Source organism: Shimia sp. MIT1388, assembly GCF_047124445.1.
GTDB lineage: Bacteria > Pseudomonadota > Alphaproteobacteria > Rhodobacterales > Rhodobacteraceae > Shimia.
In genome coordinates this window covers 4,120,001-4,142,352 of record NZ_CP138921.1, presented here as the reverse complement: position 1 = coordinate 4,142,352, position 22,352 = coordinate 4,120,001, and the positions used below count along the sequence as shown (strand labels likewise).

Sequence of the window (22,352 nt, the reverse complement as noted above, 5' to 3'; positions counted from 1 at the left end):
AACATCTGAACCGGGGGCCAAGAATTGTTTCTCACGCCCTCAAGTCTAAGAGCGCCTTTATCGCGGCGATCTGCTGGGCATGCTCCGTGCTAGGCAATCACGAGCCCGGGAAGCAAGTATTGGAAACAAATCAAAGTTCCCCCCACCCCAATGTGGGATGAGGAGAACTTTTCTTTTTGCGTAAACGACACATTAAATCAGGCTAATGTCGTCCTCCAAGCTACTCAAGCTTGTTACGTTTTCGATGGTCAGAATGTTTCCGGAGCCAAAGTCGAGTACGGCATTTGAACCAGAAATCGTCCCGAAGGTGTTCAACACCTCTGCTGCTGTCAGCGTCCCACTCCACAGATCCTGGTCAAGTGCCAGCACATCCATGTCGTCGGTAAAGTCCTGAACCAAATCAGCCGCTGAGCCTGCGGTAAAGACAAAGGTGTCCGCTCCAGAGCCGCCAAACAGGGTGTCGGCCCCGGCGCCACCGACCAATTGGTCGTCACCATTGCCGCCGTCGAGTTGATCGTTTCCGGATCCGCCCAGCAGGGTATCTGCACCGCCAGCGCCCAATAGCGTGTCGTTGCCCGCCTGCCCTTTCAGCTCATTGGCTAGAGCATTGCCCGACAATGCGTCGTTCCCGGAACCGGACCGGATGTTCTCGATTCCGATCAGCTGATCGTTACCAAGACCGGTGGCCTGAACCGCCGTGGTTGCGAGGGAGACGGTGTAATCTGCCGACCCGCTGTAAACAGCCGTGTCAATGCCGCTACCGCCGTTCAACACATCATCGCCACCGTCACCGCGCAACTCATCATTGCCGGAACCACCCAACAAGGTGTCATCGCCCCAGAGCCCATACAGGGTGTCATCACCGGATTGGCCTTTCAGCTCGTTGGCCAAAGCATTGCCCGACAACAAGTCGTTCCCGGAGCCGGACCGGATGTTCTCGATCCCGATCAGCTGATCGTTCCCGAGGCCGGTGGCCTGAGCTGCCGTGGTTGCGAGGGAGACCGTGTAATCAGCCGTCCCGCTGTAGACGGCGGTATCAATACCGCTACCACCGTTCAACACGTCATCGCCACCATCGCCACGCAACTCATCATTGCCAGCACCGCCCAGCAGGGTGTCATTGCCACCGAGCCCATACAGGGTGTCGTCACCGGACTGGCCTTTCAGCTCATTGGCAACACCATTGCCCGACAACAAGTCGTTCCCGGAGCCGGACCGGATGTTCTCGATCCCGATCAGCTGATCGTTCCCGAGGCCGGTGGCCTGAGCCGCCGTGGTTGCGAGGGAGACCGTGTAATCAGCCGTCCCGCTGTAGACGGCGGTATCAATACCGCTACCACCGTTCAACACGTCATCGCCACCGTCGCCGCGCAACTCATCATTGCCAGCACCGCCCAGCAGGGTGTCATTGCCGCCGAGCCCGTTCAGGGTGTCATCACCGGACTGGCCTTTCAGTTCATTGGCAAACCCATTGCCCGACAACAAGTCGTTCCCGGAGCCGGACCGGATGTTCTCGATCCCGATCAACTGATCGTTCCCAAGACCAGTGGCCTGAGCTGCCGTGGTTGCGAGGGAGACCGTGACATCCGTCGCGCCGCTATAGACGGCGGTATCAATGCCGCTACCACCGTTCAACACGTCATCGCCACCGTCGCCACGCAACTCATCATTGCCAGCGCCGCCCAGCAGGGTGTCATTGCCGCCGAGCCCATACAGGGTGTCGTCACCAGACTGGCCTTTCAGCTCATTGGCAACACCATTGCCCGACAACAGGTCGTTACCGGAACCGGACCGGATGTTCTCGATCCCGATCAACTGATCGTTCCCGAGGCCGGTGGCCTGAGCCGCCGTGGTTGCCAGGGAGACCGTGTAATCAGCCGTCCCGCTGTAGACGGCCGTGTCAATGCCGTCGCCGCCATTCAACACATCGTCGCCACCGTCACCACGCAACTCATCATTGCCAGTGCCACCCAACAGGGTGTCGTTGCCACCAAAACCGAACAGTGTGTCGTTGTCGATACCGGCATCAAGCTGGTTACCCAAGCCGTCGCCAATCAGAAGATCAGCACTATCCACGCCTTGCACGGTCAAAGTTACTGTCGCGGTCCCTCCACCGGTCACCTCATAGGTGAAAGTCTCAATGGCAGAGGTGTTTGTCGCACCGGATCCGACTGCCGACAGTTGATCAAAAACGCCATTCGGATTGTACTCAAACGTCCCGTCGGAGTTCACGGTCAACAAAGCGCCAGATGCCAAAGTGATCGGTGTTCCACTTGACAGGCTGGATCCATTGACGGCTGTCACAACCAGTGGCCCGCCATCAACATCGCTATCCTCGCCGCCTCCGTTGTCGGCGAACAGATCGCCGGTCAAAAGGGCATTTTCGAGCGTAGAGAAAGCGTCGTTCACGGCAACAGGTCCGTCATCGGTGCCCACTATGGTCACGGTGACGTCGTGAGTATCTGTGCCGCCCTGACTATCTGTCGCTGTGATGGTGTAAGTCAAAACCAGAGTCTCGCCGTCGGCAAGATGGTCAAAACTCACCAGGCCGCTGTCAAATCCCCAGGTGACGATCCCGTTTGTCAAGCTCGCGGCAATCACGTTGCCCGCATCCACTGACATCATTGCCGCCAGTGCTGCGATGCTTGCCCCCCCGGTATTGCCACTCGAAGAGGTAAAGGTCGCAGCGACGGACACCGTACCGGTCACATCTACATCGAACACATCCAGGGTTCCGCCTGCCGTGAGGCCGGAATTGGTTTCTGTAATGGTCTCCGCATCGCTGCCCAGACCGACAGTCACCACCGGCGCGTCATTCGCACCGGTCACCGTGATCGTCGCCGTGGTTGCCACCACGCCGCCGTTGCCGTCGATGATGTCATAGCTGTAGGTGATCACCGAGGTCTCACCAACCGCAAGCGCATCATAGGCAGACGGATCCAGATCCAGGCTGTTGCCATTCACCGTGATGCCGCTGGCATCGCCACCCGTCAGCACCAGGTTGTCCACGTTCAGAACATCGCTGGCGTCCACATCGGACGCATTGGCCAGAAGGTTGATGCTGCTACCCGCATCATCTTCTCCCGCTGTTGCCGTCACATCCGCTGACACAACCGGCGCGTCATTCGCACCCGTCACCGTGATCGTCGCCGTGGTTGCCACCACGCCGCCTTCGCCGTCAATCACGTTATAGCTGTAGGTGATGGTTTCGATCTCACCAGCCGCCAGCGCGTTATAGGCAGACGGATCCAGATCCAGGCTGTTGCCATTCACCGTGATGCCGCTGGCATCGCCACCCGTCAGCACCAGGTTGTCCACGTTCAGAACATCGCTGGCGTCCACATCGGACGCATTGGCCAGAAGGTTGATGCTGCTACCCGCATCATCTTCTCCCGCTGTCGCCGTCACATCCGCAGACACAACCGGCGCGTCATTCGCACCCGTCACCGTGATCGTCGCCGTGGTTGCCACCACGCCGCCTTCGCCGTCAATCACGTTATAGCTGTAGGTGATCGTTTCGATCTCACCAGCCGCCAGCGCGTTATAGGCAGACGGATCCAGATCCAGGCTGTTGCCATTCACCGTGATGCCGCTGGCATCGCCACCCGTCAGCACCAGGTTGTCCACGTTCAGAACATCGCTGGCGTCCACATCGGACGCATTGGCCAGAAGGTTGATGCTGCTACCCGCATCATCTTCACCCGCTGTCGCCGTCACATCCGCTGACACAACCGGCGCGTCATTCGCACCCGTCACCGTGATCGTCGCCGTGGTCGACACTGTCGCGCCCTGATCATCAATCACATCATAGCTGTAGGTGATCACTTCGGTCTGACCAAACGCAAGCCCGTCATAGGCCGACGGATCCAGATCCAGGCTGTTGCCATTCACCGTGATGCCGCTGTCATTACCGCTCACAAGCAGCAGGTTGGTCACGTTCAACACAGCACCAGCGTCCACATCAGACGCATTGGCCAGAAGGTTGATGCTGCTACCCGCATCATCTTCACCCGCTGTCGCCGTCACATCCGCTGACACAACCGGCGCGTCATTCGCACCCGTCACCGTGATCGTCGCCGTGGTCGACACTGTCGCGCCCTGATCATCAATCACATCATAGCTGTAGGTGATCACTTCGGTCTGACCAAACGCAAGCCCGTCATAGGCCGACGGATCCAGATCCAGGCTGTTGCCATTCACCGTGATGCCGCTGTCATTACCGCTCACAAGCAGCAGGTTGGTCACGTTCAACACAGCACCAGCGTCCACATCAGACGCATTGGCCAGAAGGTTGATGCTGCTACCCGCATCATCTTCACCCGCTGTCGCCGTCACATCCGCTGACACCACCGGCGCGTCATTCGCACCCGTCACCGTGATCGTCGCCGTGGTCGACACTGTCGCGCCCTGATCGTCAATCACATCATAGCTGTAGGTGATCACTTCGGTCTGACCAGCCGCTAGCCCGTCATAGGCCGACGGATCCAGATCCAAGCTGTTGCCATTCACCGTGATGCCGCTGGCATTACCGCCCGTCAGCATCAGGTTGGTCACGTTCAGCGCAGCGCCAGCGTCCACATCAGACGCATTGGCCAGAAGGTTGATGCTGCTACCCGCATCATCTTCTCTCGCGGTTGCTGTCACATCCGCTGACACCGTTGGCGCGTCATTCGCACCGGTCACCGTGATCGTCGCCGTGGTCGACACTGTCGCGCCCTGATCGTCAATCACATCATAGCTGTAGGTGATCACTTCGGTCTGACCAAACGCAAGCCCGTCATAGGCCGACGGATCCAGATCCAGGCTGTTGCCATTCACCGTGATGCCGCTGTCATTACCGCTCACAAGCAGCAGGTTGGTCACGTTCAGCGCAGCGCCAGCGTCCACATCAGACGCATTGGCCAGAAGGTTGATGCTGCTACCCGCATCATCTTCACCCGCTGTCGCCGTCACATCCGCTGACACAACCGGCGCGTCATTCGCACCCGTCACCGTGATCGTCGCCGTGGTCGACACTGTCGCGCCCTGATCATCAATCACATCATAGCTGTAGGTGATCACTTCGGTCTGACCAAACGCAAGCCCGTCATAGGCCGACGGATCCAGATCCAGGCTGTTGCCATTCACCGTGATGCCGCTGTCATTACCGCTCACAAGCAGCAGGTTGGTCACGTTCAACACAGCGCCAGCGTCCACATCAGACGCATTGGCCAGAAGGTTGATGCTGCTACCCGCATCATCTTCACCCGCTGTCGCCGTAACATCCGCTGACACCACCGGCGCGTCATTCGCACCCGTCACCGTGATCGTCGCCGTGGTCGACACTGTCGCGCCCTGATCATCAATCACATCATAGCTGTAGGTGATCACTTCGGTCTGACCAAACGCAAGCCCGTCATAGGCCGACGGATCCAGATCCAGGCTGTTGCCATTCACCGTGATGCCGCTGTCATTACCGCTCACAAGCAGCAGGTTGGTCACGTTCAACACAGCGCCAGCGTCCACATCAGACGCATTGGCCAGAAGGTTGATGCTGCTACCCGCATCATCTTCACCCGCTGTCGCCGTCACATCCGCTGACACAACCGGCGCGTCATTCGCACCCGTCACCGTGATCGTCGCCGTGGTCGACACTGTCGCGCCCTGATCATCAATCACATCATAGCTGTAGGTGATCACTTCGGTCTGACCAAACGCAAGCCCGTCATAGGCCGACGGATCCAGATCCAGGCTGTTGCCATTCACCGTGATGCCGCTGTCATTACCGCTCACAAGCAGCAGGTTGGTCACGTTCAACACAGCACCAGCGTCCACATCAGACGCATTGGCCAGAAGGTTGATGCTGCTACCCGCATCATCTTCACCCGCTGTCGCCGTAACATCCGCTGACACCACCGGCGCGTCATTCGCACCCGTCACCGTGATCGTCGCCGTGGTCGACACTGTCGCGCCCTGATCATCAATCACATCATAGCTGTAGGTGATCACTTCGGTCTGACCAAACGCAAGCCCGTCATAGGCCGACGGATCCAGATCCAGGCTGTTGCCATTCACCGTGATGCCGCTGTCATTACCGCTCACAAGCAGCAGGTTGGTCACGTTCAGCGCAGCGCCAGCGTCCACATCAGACGCATTGGCCAGAAGGTTGATGCTGCTACCCGCATCATCTTCTCCCGCTGTTGCCGTCACATCCGCAGACACAACCGGCGCGTCATTCGCACCCGTCACCGTGATCGTCGCCGTGGTTGCCACCACGCCGCCTTCGCCGTCAATCACGTTATAGCTGTAGGTGATGGTTTCGATCTCACCAGCCGCCAGCGCGTTATAGGCCGACGGATCCAGAGACAGGCTGTTGCCATTCACCGTGATGCCGCTGGCATCGCCACCCGTCAGCACCAGGTTGTCCACGTTCAGAACATCGCTGGCGTCCACATCGGACGCATTGGCCAGAAGGTTGATGCTGCTACCCGCATCATCTTCACCCGCTGTCGCCGTCACATCCGCAGACACAACCGGCGCGTCATTCGCACCCGTCACCGTGATCGTCGCCGTGGTTGCCACCACGCCGCCTTCGCCGTCAATCACGTTATAGCTGTAGGTGATGGTTTCGATCTCACCAGCCGCCAGCGCGTTATAGGCAGACGGATCCAGATCCAGGCTGTTGCCATTCACCGTGATGCCGCTGGCATCGCCACCCGTCAGCACCAGGTTGTCCACGTTCAGAACATCGCTGGCGTCCACATCGGACGCATTGGCCAGAAGGTTGATGCTGCTACCCGCATCATCTTCTCCCGCTGTTGCCGTCACATCCGCAGACACAACCGGCGCGTCATTCGCACCCGTCACCGTGATCGTCGCCGTGGTTGCCACCACGCCGCCTTCGCCGTCAATCACGTTATAGCTGTAGGTGATGGTTTCGATCTCACCAGCCGCCAGCGCGTTATAGGCAGACGGATCCAGATCCAGGCTGTTGCCATTCACCGTGATGCCGCTGGCATCGCCACCCGTCAGCACCAGGTTGTCCACGTTCAGAACATCGCTGGCGTCCACATCGGACGCATTGGCCAGAAGGTTGATGCTGCTACCTGCATCATCTTCACCCGCTGTTGCCGTCACATCCGCAGACACAACCGGCGCGTCATTCGCACCCGTCACCGTGATCGTCGCCGTGGTTGCCACCACGCCGCCTTCGCCGTCAATCACGTTATAGCTGTAGGTGATGGTTTCGATCTCACCAGCCGCCAGCGCGTTATAGGCAGACGGATCCAGATCCAGGCTGTTGCCATTCACCGTGATGCCGCTGGCATCGCCACCCGTCAGCACCAGGTTGTCCACGTTCAGAACATCGCTGGCGTCCACATCGGACGCATTGGCCAGAAGGTTGATGCTGCTACCCGCATCATCTTCACCCGCTGTCGCCGTCACATCCGCAGACACAACCGGCGCGTCATTCGCACCCGTCACCGTGATCGTCGCCGTGGTTGCCACCACGCCGCCTTCGCCGTCAATCACGTTATAGCTGTAGGTGATGGTTTCGATCTCACCAGCCGCCAGCGCGTTATAGGCAGACGGATCCAGATCCAGGCTGTTGCCATTCACCGTGATGCCGCTGGCATCGCCACCCGTCAGCACCAGGTTGTCCACGTTCAGAACATCGCTGGCGTCCACATCGGACGCATTGGCCAGAAGGTTGATGCTGCTACCCGCATCATCTTCTCCCGCTGTTGCCGTCACATCCGCAGACACAACCGGCGCGTCATTCGCACCCGTCACCGTGATCGTCGCCGTGGTTGCCACCACGCCGCCTTCGCCGTCAATCACGTTATAGCTGTAGGTGATGGTTTCGATCTCACCAGCCGCCAGCGCGTTATAGGCAGACGGATCCAGATCCAGGCTGTTGCCATTCACCGTGATGCCGCTGGCATCGCCACCCGTCAGCACCAGGTTGTCCACGTTCAGAACATCGCTGGCGTCCACATCGGACGCATTGGCCAGAAGGTTGATGCTGCTACCTGCATCATCTTCACCCGCTGTTGCCGTCACATCCGCAGACACAACCGGCGCGTCATTCGCACCCGTCACCGTGATCGTCGCCGTGGTTGCCACCACGCCGCCTTCGCCGTCAATCACGTTATAGCTGTAGGTGATGGTTTCGATCTCACCAGCCGCCAGCGCGTTATAGGCAGACGGATCCAGATCCAGGCTGTTGCCATTCACCGTGATGCCGCTGGCATCGCCACCCGTCAGCACCAGGTTGTCCACGTTCAGAACATCGCTGGCGTCCACATCGGACGCATTGGCCAGAAGGTTGATGCTGCTACCCGCATCATCTTCACCCGCTGTCGCCGTCACATCCGCAGACACAACCGGCGCGTCATTCGCACCCGTCACCGTGATCGTCGCCGTGGTTGCCACCACGCCGCCTTCGCCGTCAATCACGTTATAGCTGTAGGTGATGGTTTCGATCTCACCAGCCGCCAGCGCGTTATAGGCAGACGGATCCAGATCCAGGCTGTTGCCATTCACCGTGATGCCGCTGGCATCGCCACCCGTCAGCACCAGGTTGTCCACGTTCAGAACATCGCTGGCGTCCACATCGGACGCATTGGCCAGAAGGTTGATGCTGCTACCCGCATCATCTTCTCCCGCTGTTGCCGTCACATCCGCAGACACAACCGGCGCGTCATTCGCACCCGTCACCGTGATCGTCGCCGTGGTTGCCACCACGCCGCCTTCGCCGTCAATCACGTTATAGCTGTAGGTGATGGTTTCGATCTCACCAGCCGCCAGCGCGTTATAGGCAGACGGATCCAGATCCAGGCTGTTGCCATTCACCGTGATGCCGCTGGCATCGCCACCCGTCAGCACCAGGTTGTCCACGTTCAGAACATCGCTGGCGTCCACATCGGACGCATTGGCCAGAAGGTTGATGCTGCTACCTGCATCATCTTCACCCGCTGTTGCCGTCACATCCGCAGACACAACCGGCGCGTCATTCGCACCCGTCACCGTGATCGTCGCCGTGGTTGCCACCACGCCGCCTTCGCCGTCAATCACGTTATAGCTGTAGGTGATCGTTTCGATCTCACCAGCCGCAAGCGCATCATAGGCCGACGGATCCAGAGACAGGCTGTTGCCATTCACCGTGATGCCGCTGGCATCGCCACCCGTCAGCACCAGGTTGTCCACGTTCAGAACATCGCTGGCGTCCACATCGGACGCATTGGCCAGAAGGTTGATGCTGCTACCCGCATCATCTTCTCCCGCTGTTGCCGTCACATCCGCAGACACAACCGGCGCGTCATTCGCACCGGTAATAACGATCTCCACGGTCTGGGCCGCAGACGTATCGTTGCCCGCACCGGAATTATCCTCGACCACAACGGAATAGGTCAGGGTCAGGGTTTCCCCAACGGCCAGCCAATCCAGCGCCGCCGTTGCGCTATAGGTCATCGTAAAGCTGTTGCCTGCCGCAGCGGCATCCGCACTGGCGGCGCTGAAGCTGACTGCAGCAGCGGACACAACCGCCGTGATATCCACGCCGGCTGGCAAGGTGCCCTCGGAGTAGACGGCTACTGCATCACCAATCACCTCCGGTGTCAACGCGTCGGCAGTCATCGTCAATCCGGCCACGGTGCCGCCAAAATCTGCATCCTCAACGGATACCGTTGCGGTCGTGGTGACGGTCTGCACATCGCCAGGCAGGCTGTCATCCCCTTCGGTAATTCCGGCCGGTGTGCTGACACCTGTGATTAACGGCTGATCATTCGTCCCTGTCAGGGTGATGGTCAGGAACTCTTCGTCACGGCTACCTGCATCATTCTGATCCTGAACGATAATTCTGTAGGTCTGGGTAATCGTATCGCCGTGACCCAAGCTGTCCAATTCTCCATCAACGAGTGACAGGTTCCAATTGATTTGATTGCCCGAAATCCCCGAGGTGAAAAGCCCCAGATAATTGCCCACCGAAGGTGTTGTCGGCGCCATGTCCGACTGAGGTACAACAATCACCAGGTGGGTGTCGGTTGGATCGGCATCCGCAAACTCGATTGTTCCGCTGGCGGTCAATGTCGCAGTCGTTTCACCAACCGTACCGTCGGCCAGTTCGGCAACCGAACCGGTCAGAGTGGTCGCGGAAATGATCGGCGCGTCATTGGTGCCGTTCACCGTCACGGTTGTGGTCAGCGGAACCGTCGCCGTTCCATCGCTCACATCATAGGTGAAGGTGAGCGTCACGCTTTCCGTCTCATCCAAGGCATTGAACTGAGTCGCATCCAAAACCAGGGTGCCATCCGGTTGGATCGTATAGCCGGACAGACCAGCCCACGCTGCACCACCGGGCGACACGGCCGAAACCGATACGGAGTCATTCACCACCGACAGGGTATCATTATCGCGGTCCGAGGTCAGACCGATCAGCAGCTCCAGCTCAAAGTTGTCGTTCTGATCATTCACCGTCCCTGTGGTGCCAATGGCGTCGGGTGTGTCATTCACGCCGTTCAGTGTGATGGTCAACGTCTCGCTGTCCACCGCCGTATTGTCGTCGGTCACGGTGAGTGTGAAGGTTTCCGTTTCGGTCGTTGTCAACGCTTCGATGGCCGAGTCCAGCGGACGGTACTCATAGGCACCGGTGATCGAGTTCAAGTAAAGCGTGCCGTAGGTGCCAACCACTTCCAGATCAAACCCGGTTTCTGTGGAGACCGTTCCGGTAGCCACTCCATAGACTGCTGTGGCTCCCGCATCCGCATCGGTCGAGGTCAACGTGCCCGGCATTGTCGCGTACGTGTCATCCCCGGCTGTGTCGGTATAGGTCACCGCGGTCAAATCGGCGCTTAGCACCGGTGCATCATTGGTGCCGGTCACGGTGATGGTGATGTCATTTTCAACAAAATCACCTTCGGCATCCGTGGCGCGCACGGTGATCACCACGTTCTGTTCTTCATCCAGGTTCAGCGACTGGAAATCGCCACCCGGGGTAAACTGCAGGTTGCTTCCGCTGATCACGGCAGTGCCTTCGCCCGCCCCCGGACCTACTTCGATCGTGTAAATCAGGTTGCCACCATTGTTTTCGGCATCTGCATCATCCGCCAGGGCTGCAAGATCCACCGTGATTTGACTGCCATCCTCGGTCGCCGCACCGGCTCCCGCAGACAGTGCCGGCACGTCGTTGGTACCCGTGATGGTCACGGTGACCTCTTGGGTATCGGCTGCAGGCGGAACAGAACTGTCTGTCGCCGTGATGGTGTATGTCAGAACAAGGCTTTCCCCGGCATTGAGCCAGTCAAACGCCTGCATTCCGCTGTCAAACCCCCAGTTGATCGTGCCACTGGTGTTGGCCCCGTCAATCACGTTGCCGCTATCAACCGAGAACATGCCGAGCAGATCGCCATTGGTCAGAGTGTCCTGATCTCCCGCAACGGTTGTGAGAGCTGCGGCCACCGAAACTGTGTTCGAGCTGTCCACATCCGACACATCCAGAGTGCCGCTGGTGCTCAGACCAGAGTTGTCTTCACCTACTGTTGCCGCGGCAGAACCCGAGCCCACAGTAATGTCAGGCGCATCGTTCGCACCGGTAATGGTGAAGACCACATCCTCCTCGACAGTTGCCCCGCGCAGATCCTCTGCCTCGACCCTGACGGTCACAGTGGTGCTTTCACCATCCGCCAAATATTGGAAATCGCTGCCTGGGGTGAAGACAAGATTGGTGCCGACAACGGCAGCTGTCCCTTGCCCCGCTGCCGGGCCGGAGACAATGGAGTAGACCAAATTAGCGCCATCGTTCTCATCGTCCGCATCATCACCCAATGCCGACAGATCCACGGTCGAACTGGCCGCGTCCTCTGTCAGGGAAGCACCGCCCGCAGATAGAGTCGGCGCATCATTGGTGCCGTTCACGGTGATGGTGATGTCATTTTCAACAAAGGCACCTTCGGCATCCGTGGCACGCACGGTGACGACCACATCCTGGGTCTCGTTAAGATTCAAGGACTGAAAATCGCCACCCGGGGTAAACAGCAGGTTGCTGCCACTGATCGAGGCGGCACCTTCACCTGAACCCGGCCCCACTACGATCGTATAGGTCAGGTTGCCACCATTGTTTTCGGCATCTGCATCATCCGCCAGGGCAGCAAGATCCACCGTGATTTGACTGCCATCCTCGGTCGCATCACCGGATCCCTCAGACAGAGTCGGCACGTCGTTGGTCCCCGTGATGGCCACGGTGACCTCTTGGGTATCGCTTGCAGGTGGAACAGAACTGTCTGTCGCCGTGATGGTGTAGGTCAGAACAAGGCTTTCCCCGGCATTGAGCCAGTCAAACGCCTGCGTTCCGCTGTCGAACCCCCAGTTAATCGTGCCGCTGGTGCTGCCATCGGCGATCACGTTGCCGCTATCAACCGAGAACATGCCGAGCAGATCGCCATTGGTCAGAGTGTCCTGATCTCCCGCAACGGTTGTGAGAGCTGCGGCCACCGAAACGGTGTTCGAGCTGTCCACATCCGACACATCCAGAGTGCCGCTGGTGCTAAGACCAGAGTTGTCTTCACCTACTGTTGCCGCGGCAGAACCCGAGCCCACAATAATGTCAGGCGCATCGTTCGCACCGGTAATGGTGAAGACCACATCCTCCTCGACAGTTGCGCCGCGCAGATCCTCAGCCTCAACCGTGATGGTCACAGCCGCGCTTTCACCATCCGCCAAATATTGGAAATCGTTGCCTGGCGTGAAAATCAGGTCGGTACCGTCAACAATCGCCGTCCCTTGCCCCGCTGCCGGGCCGGTCACAATCGAATAGGTCAGCGTCGCGCCAGTGTCCTCGGCGTCCGCGTCATCGCCCAATGTCGACAGATCCACAGTCGAACTGGCCGCGTCCTCTGTCAGGGCAGCGCTGCCCGCACTTAGAGTCGGGGCGTCATTGCTGCCCGTGATGGTCACGGTCACGTCATGGTCAACGGCTGCACCCGCTGCGTCTGTGGCCGTGATGGTGTAGGTCAGAACAAGGCTTTCCCCGTCATTGAGCCAGTCAAACGCCTGTGCCCCGCTGTCAAACCCCCAGTTGATCGTGCCGCTGGTGTTGGCCCCGTCAATCACGTTGCCGCTATCAACCGAGAACATGTCGAGCAGATTGGTATTGGTCAGAGAGTCCTGATCCCCCACAACGTTGGTCAAGGTCGCGCCCACCGAAACGGTGTCGATCAAATCCACATCCGCCACATCCAGCGTGCCGTTCGCGGTGAGCCCCATATCGGTTTCCGCAACGGTTTCTGCGTCCGACCCGCTGCCCAAAGAGATCACAGGCGCATCATTGGTGCCTTCGATAGTTACAGTCACCCGATGAACGCTGGTATCCCCGTCCAGATCGATCAGCGACAGGTCGTACTCCTGAATGATTGTCTCGCCTTCGGCCAGATGGTCAATGGCCGCATTGTCGACCGTAAAGGTCCAGGTCACGGTGCCTTCGGTATCGGTCACCGCAGGATCGGATACACCAGCCAGGAAAGTGCCAAGGTATCCGCCCCCGACCGGAGACACCCCAACGCCGTGGAACTGACCGCTTGGAATATCTTCAAAGGTCAAATCACCGGTTGCTGTGGCGGCATCGGTTTCCGGAACGATCGGATTATCGGCCACCTCATGGGCCGTGTCCGCATCCCCGCTTGTGTCCAAGAACTCCGCCGCGAAATCGAGATCCAGAGTTTGGGTCGCGGACACTGGGCTGACATTGCCACCCGGATCAGTTTGAACTGCCGTAAAGACAAGGGAATAAGCCCCCATCTGCGCCACAAGATTGGCCGACGGAGTAATCGACCATTCGCCATTGCTATCCACGATGGCTGTCTCGGAGATGGACTGCGAGCTGCCCCCATCCACGGTATAAGTCAGCGTCACGGTCGCACCAACCTCGCCTGTGCCCGAAATGGTCGGCGTGGCGTCGTTAACCTCAGTGCCCAGGGTATCGGTGCTGAAGCCAGTGATAACAGGCGCATTCGGCGCAGCCTGATCCAGCGTCGCTGTGGTGTCAGGTGTCCCCGTCGCGGTATTGCCCGCGGTGTCTGTGGCCACAATCGACACTGTCAACGGGCCAACTGCTGAGATTGAGGACAGGTCAGCGGTGAAGGTGCCATCCGCCGACACATTTGCCGAGACGGACTCCCCCCCCACGGCAAAGGTCACAATGGCGGAGGCATCGGCGTCCAGCCCAACCACAGTGAAGGAAACCGCGGTCGCTTCAGCGGCATTGATGATGCCATTCGCATCGCTCACGGTCACCGCAAGACCGGCGCCCAGATCGGCGTCGGTGTCCAACACACTGCTGTCGCCGGCACCGGTGGCAGTGTTGCCCGCCGCATCGGTCGCGGTCACAGTTGCGGTAATCGGTCCGTCGGAGAGACCCGACAGATCAACGCTATGCGTGCCATTGGTCAGGCCGGACACAGTGATGTCTGTATCTACCCCGTTGCTGAACACAACCGTCGCGGTCGCATCCCCGTCCAACCCTGTGATGGTGTAGCTCGCAGTCGCAGCTTCGCTGTCGCTGACATAGCCGTCGGTGTCGTCAATGGAGACCGCCAGATCACCACCTTCATCCGCATTGGTATCAACGCTGTACTCTTCGGTGTCCGTCACCGTTGTCGTGTTGCCCGCAGCATCCGCGGAGGTCACTGACGCGGTGATTGTGGTGGTGGTTGCACCGGCAAGGGCAGCACCGGACACATCAATCGAGAACCCGCCACCGACAGCGACCGTCCCGGTGCCAATAGAAGCCCCATCCAGGGTCAAGGTGACAGTGTCGCCCACGTTGAAATCGCCGGACACGGTGCCGGTGATGGCGATATTGCCACCACTCTCGGCGGCATTCACCACGTCATCCGTCGCAATATCGGCGTCCAGCGTGATCGTGACATCTGGCGCGTCCAGATCCACATTCGGAGCCCCCGTGATCGTGCCACTTGTCACCGCCGTCATCGGGTTGCCCGCAGCATCGGTCAGGCCCGACAGATCATAGGTCAGCTCAGCCAGATCCAGATCGGTGTCCGCCACATCCAGCGTGATGGTGAGAACGGTATCGTTTACCGACCAGGCGTAGCTTGGGCTCGCCAACGCCGCCCCGGCATTGGTGGCAAAAGTAGCGGTCGAGGACGGGTCCATCGACTCGTCAAAGGTGATGGTCAGGGTCACGGCATCCGTGCCCACAGTCGCCTCGGCAATGGTCGCAACGCTCAGAGCCGCGCTGGCTACGCCCGGTGCCGTCGTGTCGACGTTGTAATCTTCGGTGTCAGTCGCCGTTGTCGTGTTGCCCGCAGCATCCGCGGAAGTCACCGACGCGGTGATCGTGGGGGTCGTTGCACCGGCAAGGGCAGCACCGGACACATCAATAAAGACGTTCCCAGAGGCGTCCACAGAACCTGTACCGATGGAAGCCCCATCCAGTGTCAATGTTACGGTATCGCCCGGAGAAAAATCGCCCGTAACCAAACCGGTAATTGTGATATTGCCGCCGCTCTCAGCGGCATTCACCACGTCATCGGGGGTGATATCGGCGTCCAGCGTGATCGTAACATCTGGCGCATCCAGATCCACATTCGGACCATCCGTGATTGTGCCATTTGTCACCGCCGTCATAGGGTTGCCCGCCGCATCGGTCAGACCCGACAGACTATAGGTCAGCGGGTCCACAACCGCATTTGTATCGACAACATCCAGCGTGATGGTGAGAACGGTATCGTTTTCCGTCCAGGCGTAGCTTGGGTTCGCCAGCGCTGCCCCGGCATTGGTGGCAAAAGTGGGGGTCGAGGTCGGGTCCATCGACTCGTCAAAGGTGATGGTCAGGGTCACGGTATCCGTGCCCTCATTCGCCTCGGCAATGGTCGCAACGCTCAGAGCCGCGCCGGATACGCCCGGGGCCGCCTGATCCAGCGTCGCTGTGGTGTCAGGTGTCCCCGTCGCGGTGTTGCCCGCGGTGTCTGTGGCCACAATCGACACTGTCAACGGGCCAACTGCTGAGATTGAGGACAGGTCAGCGGTGAAGGTGCCATCCGCCGACACATTTGCCGAGACGGACTCCCCCCCCACGGCAAAGGTCACAATGGCGGTGGCATCGGCGTCCAGCCCAACCACAGTGAAGGAAACCGCGGTCGCTTCAGCGGCATTGATAATGCCATTCGCATCGCTCACGGTCACCGCAAGACCGGCGCCCAGATCGGCGTCGGTGTCCAACACACTGCTGTCGCCGGCACCGGTGGCAGTGTTGCCCGCCGCATCGGTCGCGGTCACAGTTGCGGTAATCGGTCCGTCGGAGAGACCCGACAGATCAACGCTATGCGTGCCATTGGTCAGGCCGGACACAGTGATGTCTGTATCTACCCCGTTGCTGAACACAACCGTCGCGGTCGCATCCCCGTCCAACCCTGTGATGGTGTAGCTCGCAGTCGCAGCTTCGCTGTCGCTGACATAGCCGTCGGTGTCGTCAATGGAGACCGCCAGATCACCACCTTCATCCGCATTGGTATCAACGCTGTACTCTTCGGTGTCCGTCACCGTTGTCGTGTTGCCCGCAGCATCCGCGGAGGTCACTGACGCGGTGATTGTGGTGGTGGTTGCACCGGCAAGGGCAGCACCGGACACATCAATCGAGAACCCGCCACCGACAGCGACCGTCCCGGTGCCAATAGAAGCCCCATCCAGGGTCAAGGTGACAGTGTCGCCCACGTTGAAATCGCCGGACACGGTGCCGGTGATGGCGATATTGCCACCACTCTCGGCGGCATTCACCACGTCATCCGTCGCAATATCGGCGTCCAGCGTGATCGTGACATCTGGCGCGTCCAGATCCACATTCGGAGCCCCCGTGATCGTGCCACTTGTCACCGCCGTCATCGGGTTGCCCGCAGCATCGGTCAGGCCCGACAGATCATAGGTCAGCTCAGCCAGATCCAGATCGGTGTCCGCCACATCCAGCGTGATGGTGAGAACGGTATCGTTTACCGACCAGGCGTAGCTTGGGCTCGCCAACGCCGCCCCGGCATTGGTGGCAAAAGTAGCGGTCGAGGACGGGTCCATCGACTCGTCAAAGGTGATGGTCAGGGTCACGGCATCCGTGCCCACAGTCGCCTCGGCAATGGTCGCAACGCTCAGAGCCGCGCTGGCTACGCCCGGTGCCGTCGTGTCGACGTTGTAATCTTCGGTGTCAGTCGCCGTTGTCGTGTTGCCCGCAGCATCCGCGGAAGTCACCGACGCGGTGATCGTGGGGGTCGTTGCACCGGCAAGGGCAGCACCGGACACATCAATAAAGACGTTCCCAGAGGCGTCCACAGAACCTGTACCGATGGAAGCCCCATCCAGTGTCAATGTTACGGTATCGCCCGGAGAAAAATCGCCCGTAACCAAACCGGTAATTGTGATATTGCCGCCGCTCTCAGCGGCATTCACCACGTCATCGGGGGTGATATCGGCGTCCAGCGTGATCGTAACATCTGGCGCATCCAGATCCACATTCGGACCATCCGTGATTGTGCCATTTGTCACCGCCGTCATAGGGTTGCCCGCCGCATCGGTCAGACCCGACAGACTATAGGTCAGCGGGTCCACAACCGCATTTGTATCGACAACATCCAGCGTGATGGTGAGAACGGTATCGTTTTCCGTCCAGGCGTAGCTTGGGTTCGCCAGCGCTGCCCCGGCATTGGTGGCAAAAGTGGGGGTCGAGGTCGGGTCCATCGACTCGTCAAAGGTGATGGTCAGGGTCACGGCATCCGTGCCCACATTCGCCTCAGCAATGGTCGCAACGTTCAGAACCGCGCTAGCTACGCCCGGTGCATCTGTATCCACCTCATAGTTCCCGCTGGTTGTACCGGTACCGGCATTCCCGGCCAGATCTGAGAACGTGTTGTTCAACGTGATCACGTTGGTCGCGTCTTCGATGCTGGCGGTTGGCGTGAAAGTCGCGGTCCAGGTGGTGCCACCATCCGCAGTGCTCAGCCCGCTCAAAGCGCCGTTGTCTACTGTGAAATCGTTGATTTCCAGATTGTTGACCGCCTCCGAGAAGGCGATGGTCACGGTTGTCGTTTCACCAGCTTTCAGTTCGGTATCGGTCAGGACAATCGACTGGGCAGTTGGACCTGTGGTGTCCACGGTCACGCTAAGTGTCGCACCGTCACGGGTGTTACCAGCGGTGTCGATGAACTGCACCTCAACAGCATGCGTGCCTTCGGCAAGCGTGGAGGTAACCGAGGTGGCGCTACCGGCAACGATATCGCCAACCGTGATGTCCACGGTTGCGCCTTCAGTGCCATCAATTTCGTATTCGGCATAAACTGTGGAGCCCACAATCAACTGCACGATATCCCCGGCCACCAGCCCTGTGGCTGGAATATCCACGGTGAATGTCGGCGTGGTATCGTTGGTCCGATCGTCGGTGGTGTTGTTGCCGGTGTCACTGTCCGTGTGAAGCTCCGGCGCACCGGGCACATCCGGGATATCGGTGTCAATATCGAACACATCGGTAAAGGGGCTGTCCGCCAAGTCAACACCCAACGCGCTGCGCGCATTGGTAATCGTCAAATCTACCCCCGCAAGATCAACGTCTGCATCCAGCACGTCAAAGGTAAAAATATAGACGTTGTTAGGAGCCCCGCCATCGGTACCCCAGACACCACTGTCATAAGCGATAGAATTGACAAGATCTGAAGTCGCTCCGGGGAAACTGATAATCGGCGTGAACGGCGCCTGAGTGTCCATCGCTTCACCGAACATCACCCGAATTTGGAATTGCTCCGTGGCAAATGCCTCGTTGATCATATCGTTGGCGATCGGATCGCCATTAGTATCGGTGATGGTGACGATGGGATAAGTAACAGACATGGCTGACTCCAGTAATTCCGAAGCATGACGCTCGGGCAAAATTCTCGGCCCTCCCCACCCATGAGCGAGAAGGATTGTAACGGATCAATCTGGAGTGAAACTCACCGCCAAAAACAGCGCACCTGCAAATTGCAAACACCAATATTTCGACCGCCAAAGCGATATGTAAAATTTCCCAGGCACCCTGCTTGAAACCGCAGAACACCCCCCAGTTGAATGCGGATTCTCCGCAAAAAATCGAATTCGGCCAATATCGGCCTCTCTGAGAGCAAGAAAATAGAAACAATTGTTGCTGTCAACGTTTTCTTTACCATTTAGGACAACCCCAACACGAGCATCCCGCAAATACCCCTTTATACCTCTGCGGGTAAACGCATGAAAGAATAGGAGAAAATGGCGGAGAATCTCGAAGATCGGGGTGTGGAATTTGTTTCACAATCCTCCTGAGAAAATCACCTCACAAAATCAGTATGCGGGGTGAAGGAGATGAACCGGTGCCTTGCCTCAATCTTTGCTTTTCATCAGAGATTTGAGGGCAGATTGCCGCCCGAGCTAAGGGAGGTGCTGGCGCGTTTCTTTGTCCGGTTTGGCGACCGGTCTGCAGCGATATACACGGCGGCTTTTGAAGGTCCCTTGATTGCGCTTTTTCCTTTAGTTCGGAAAGACTTGACCACAGCGGAGGTTGACGTCAGCCTGGGTGGATTTTTGTAGGTTCGCGTGTAAGCGCCGGTGGTGGGAGTGCTCTACAAGGGCAAAGATTTGCAATCTGAGCCCCCCCCCGCCCCGCAACACGACAACAATAAAAGCGCGACGGCCCGCCCCCTAACTCAACCTTAAATTGCCTTCGTTAGAACTTACGGCCGGCCAGACAACGAAGGCGCGATCTGCCGAGAGAGGCATCCCCACTTAGGTGTTGCCGGTGACATGGTGTATCTCGGCCATGATCCATCCGCCGAACCTCCGCAAGAGTATGAAGTCGAAGCTGGACAGCCTTTGAGACGCGCAAGGGGGATCTCAAAGCTGACTTGGTCAATACCGAGCCTTTTAGCCCTGTGTTGCTGCCCCCAACCTCTCGGATGTGTATCGCGACAAGGTGGTCGACCTGACCGAGGCTCAGCACGACCCGGCGACCAAAGCAGAAGCGACCACGCTGATCCGGTCTCTGCTGGAGGAGATCCGGCTGATCCCGAACGAAGATGGCCCCATGGAGATCGAGCTTGTTGGGGAACTGGCGGGTTTGCTGGCGTTAGGCCAAACAAAAACGGCCTCGAAGCTTGCAGCTTCAGGCCGTTTTGTATCGTTGGTTGCGGGAGTAGGATTTGAACCTACGACCTTCAGGTTATGAGCCTGACGAGCTACCGGGCTGCTCCATCCCGCGACACTTTTTTTGGGCTATGGCGCGGAGCGCTACTTGAGCCCGTTTGATCTCTTTCCGGTTGGATTTGAGATCTGTCGCCCTTCAGGACGTTTTGATTGTTCTGAAGGTATTCTGTTTTTATCGATTGAGAGATATTTGGGGTTTTTACTAGGTTTGGCGATGACCTACTCTCCCACACCTTAAGATGCAGTACCATCGGCGCTACGGTGCTTAACGGCCGGGTTCGGGATGGGACCGGGTGTTTCACTCGCGCTATGATCACCAAACCGAGGAAAAACCCCGGTTAGGTTGTCCAAGTCATTTCACTGATTGTGTAGTGTGTATGCTTTTGATTTCCAGTCTTACTTTTACTGGATCAAATCAAGCCTATCGGACCATTAGTACCAGTCAACTGAATGCGTTACCGCACTTACATCTCTGGCCTATCGACGAGGTGGTCTACCTCGGTCCTCAGGGATACCTTGTTTTGAGGGGGGCTTCCCGCTTAGATGCCTTCAGCGGTTATCCTGTCCGATCATAGCTACCCTGCACTGCTGCTGGCGCAACAACAGGTCCACCAGTGGATCGTTCACCCCGGTCCTCTCGTACTAGGGGCAACTCCTCTCAAGTATCCTACACCCACGGCAGATAGGGACCGAACTGTCTCACGACGTTCTAAACCCAGCTCACGTACCTCTTTAAACGGCGAACAGCCGTACCCTTGGGACCTGCTCCAGCCCCAGGATGAGATGAGCCGACATCGAGGTGCCAAACACTGCCGTCGATATGGACTCTTGGGCAGTATCAGCCTGTTATCCCCGGCGTACCTTTTATCCGTTGAGCGATGGCCCTTCCACTCGGGACCACCGGATCACTATGGCCGTCTTTCGACTCTGCTCGACTTGTCAGTCTCGCAGTCAGGCTGGCTTCTGCCATTGCACTCAACGAGCGATTTCCGACCGCTCTGAGCCAACCTTCGCGCGCCTCCGTTACGCTTTAGGAGGCGACCGCCCCAGTCAAACTACCCGCCACACAGGGTCCCGGATCCGGATAACGGACCGCGGTTAGACATCAAGCAATGCAAGGGTGGTATCTCAAGGGAGGCTCCACCGACACTGGCGTGTCGGTTTCAAAGCCCACCACCTATCCTGCACATGCATGGCCTGATGCCAGTGTGAAGCTGTAGTAAAGGTGCACGGGGTCTTTCCGTCTAACCGCGGGAAGCCTGCATCTTGACAGGCAATTCAATTTCGCTGAGTCGATGTTGGAGACAGCGGGGAAGTCGTTACGCCATTCGTGCAGGTCGGAACTTACCCGACAAGGAATTTCGCTACCTTAGGACCGTTATAGTTACGGCCGCCGTTTACCTGGGCTTCAATTCGGAGCTCTCACCCCTCCTTTTAACCTTCAGGCACCGGGCAGGCGTCAGACCCTATACGTCGTCTTGCGACTTCGCAGAGCCCTGTGTTTTTAGTAAACAGTCGCCACCCCCTGGTTTGTGCCCCCAGCCAATACTTGCGTAGAAACTGGGCCTCCTTCTCGCGAACTTACGGAGGTATTTTGCCGAGTTCCTTCAACATCGTTCTCTCAAGCGCCTTGGTATGCTCTACCAGTCCACCTGTGTTGGTTTAGGGTACGGTCTCATGGAGGGCTATTTCCAGGAACCAATCAGCGGCCCACCCAATCCGATAAGGGTGAACAACCTTCATGATCCGTCACATCCTCCTGGCCTAGGAATATTAACCTAGTTCCCATCGCCTACGGCTTTCGCCCTCGGCTTAGGGGCCGGCTTACCCTGCTCAGATTAGCTTTAAGCAGGAACCCTTGGACTTTCGGCGAGAGTGTCTCTCACACTCTTTGTCGCTACTCATGTCATCATTCTCACTAGTGATCTCTCCACCGGATGGCTCACGCCCCGGCTTCATCGAAAGCTCCTTATCCTGCGCTACATCCCGAGGGATGTAGAAGAGGATAGGAACTATGTCACACTACGCTCTGCTACCGATGCTTACGCATCCCTAGACTTCGGCTCATGGCTTGAGCCCCGTTACATCTTCGCCGCAGGACAACTTATTTAGACCAGTGAGCTGTTACGCTATCTTTAAAGGATGGCTGCTTCTAAGCCAACCTCCTGGTT

The 22,352-nt window shown here is 58.4% G+C and carries 1 protein-coding gene, 1 tRNA gene and 2 rRNA genes (1 of these 4 cut by a window edge); all 4 read right to left on the bottom strand.

All coding sequences use genetic code 11. The annotated features are described in order from the left end of the window. Positions 1 to 192: 192 nt before the first annotated feature. A complete protein-coding gene (locus SIB92_RS20250; RefSeq protein ID WP_412553704.1) occupies positions 193 to 18,858 on the bottom strand; it encodes a tandem-95 repeat protein in 18,666 nt (6,221 codons plus the stop codon). Positions 18,859 to 20,159: 1,301 nt separating this feature from the next. Beyond that, positions 20,160 to 20,236, bottom strand: a tRNA-Met gene (locus SIB92_RS20245). 151 nt (positions 20,237 to 20,387) lie between these two features. Next, positions 20,388 to 20,502 (bottom strand): 5S ribosomal RNA (gene rrf / locus SIB92_RS20240). A 90-nt stretch (positions 20,503 to 20,592) separates the two neighbouring features. Beyond that, a 23S ribosomal RNA gene (locus tag SIB92_RS20235) occupies positions 20,593 to 22,352 on the bottom strand; it runs 1,071 nt beyond the window's last position.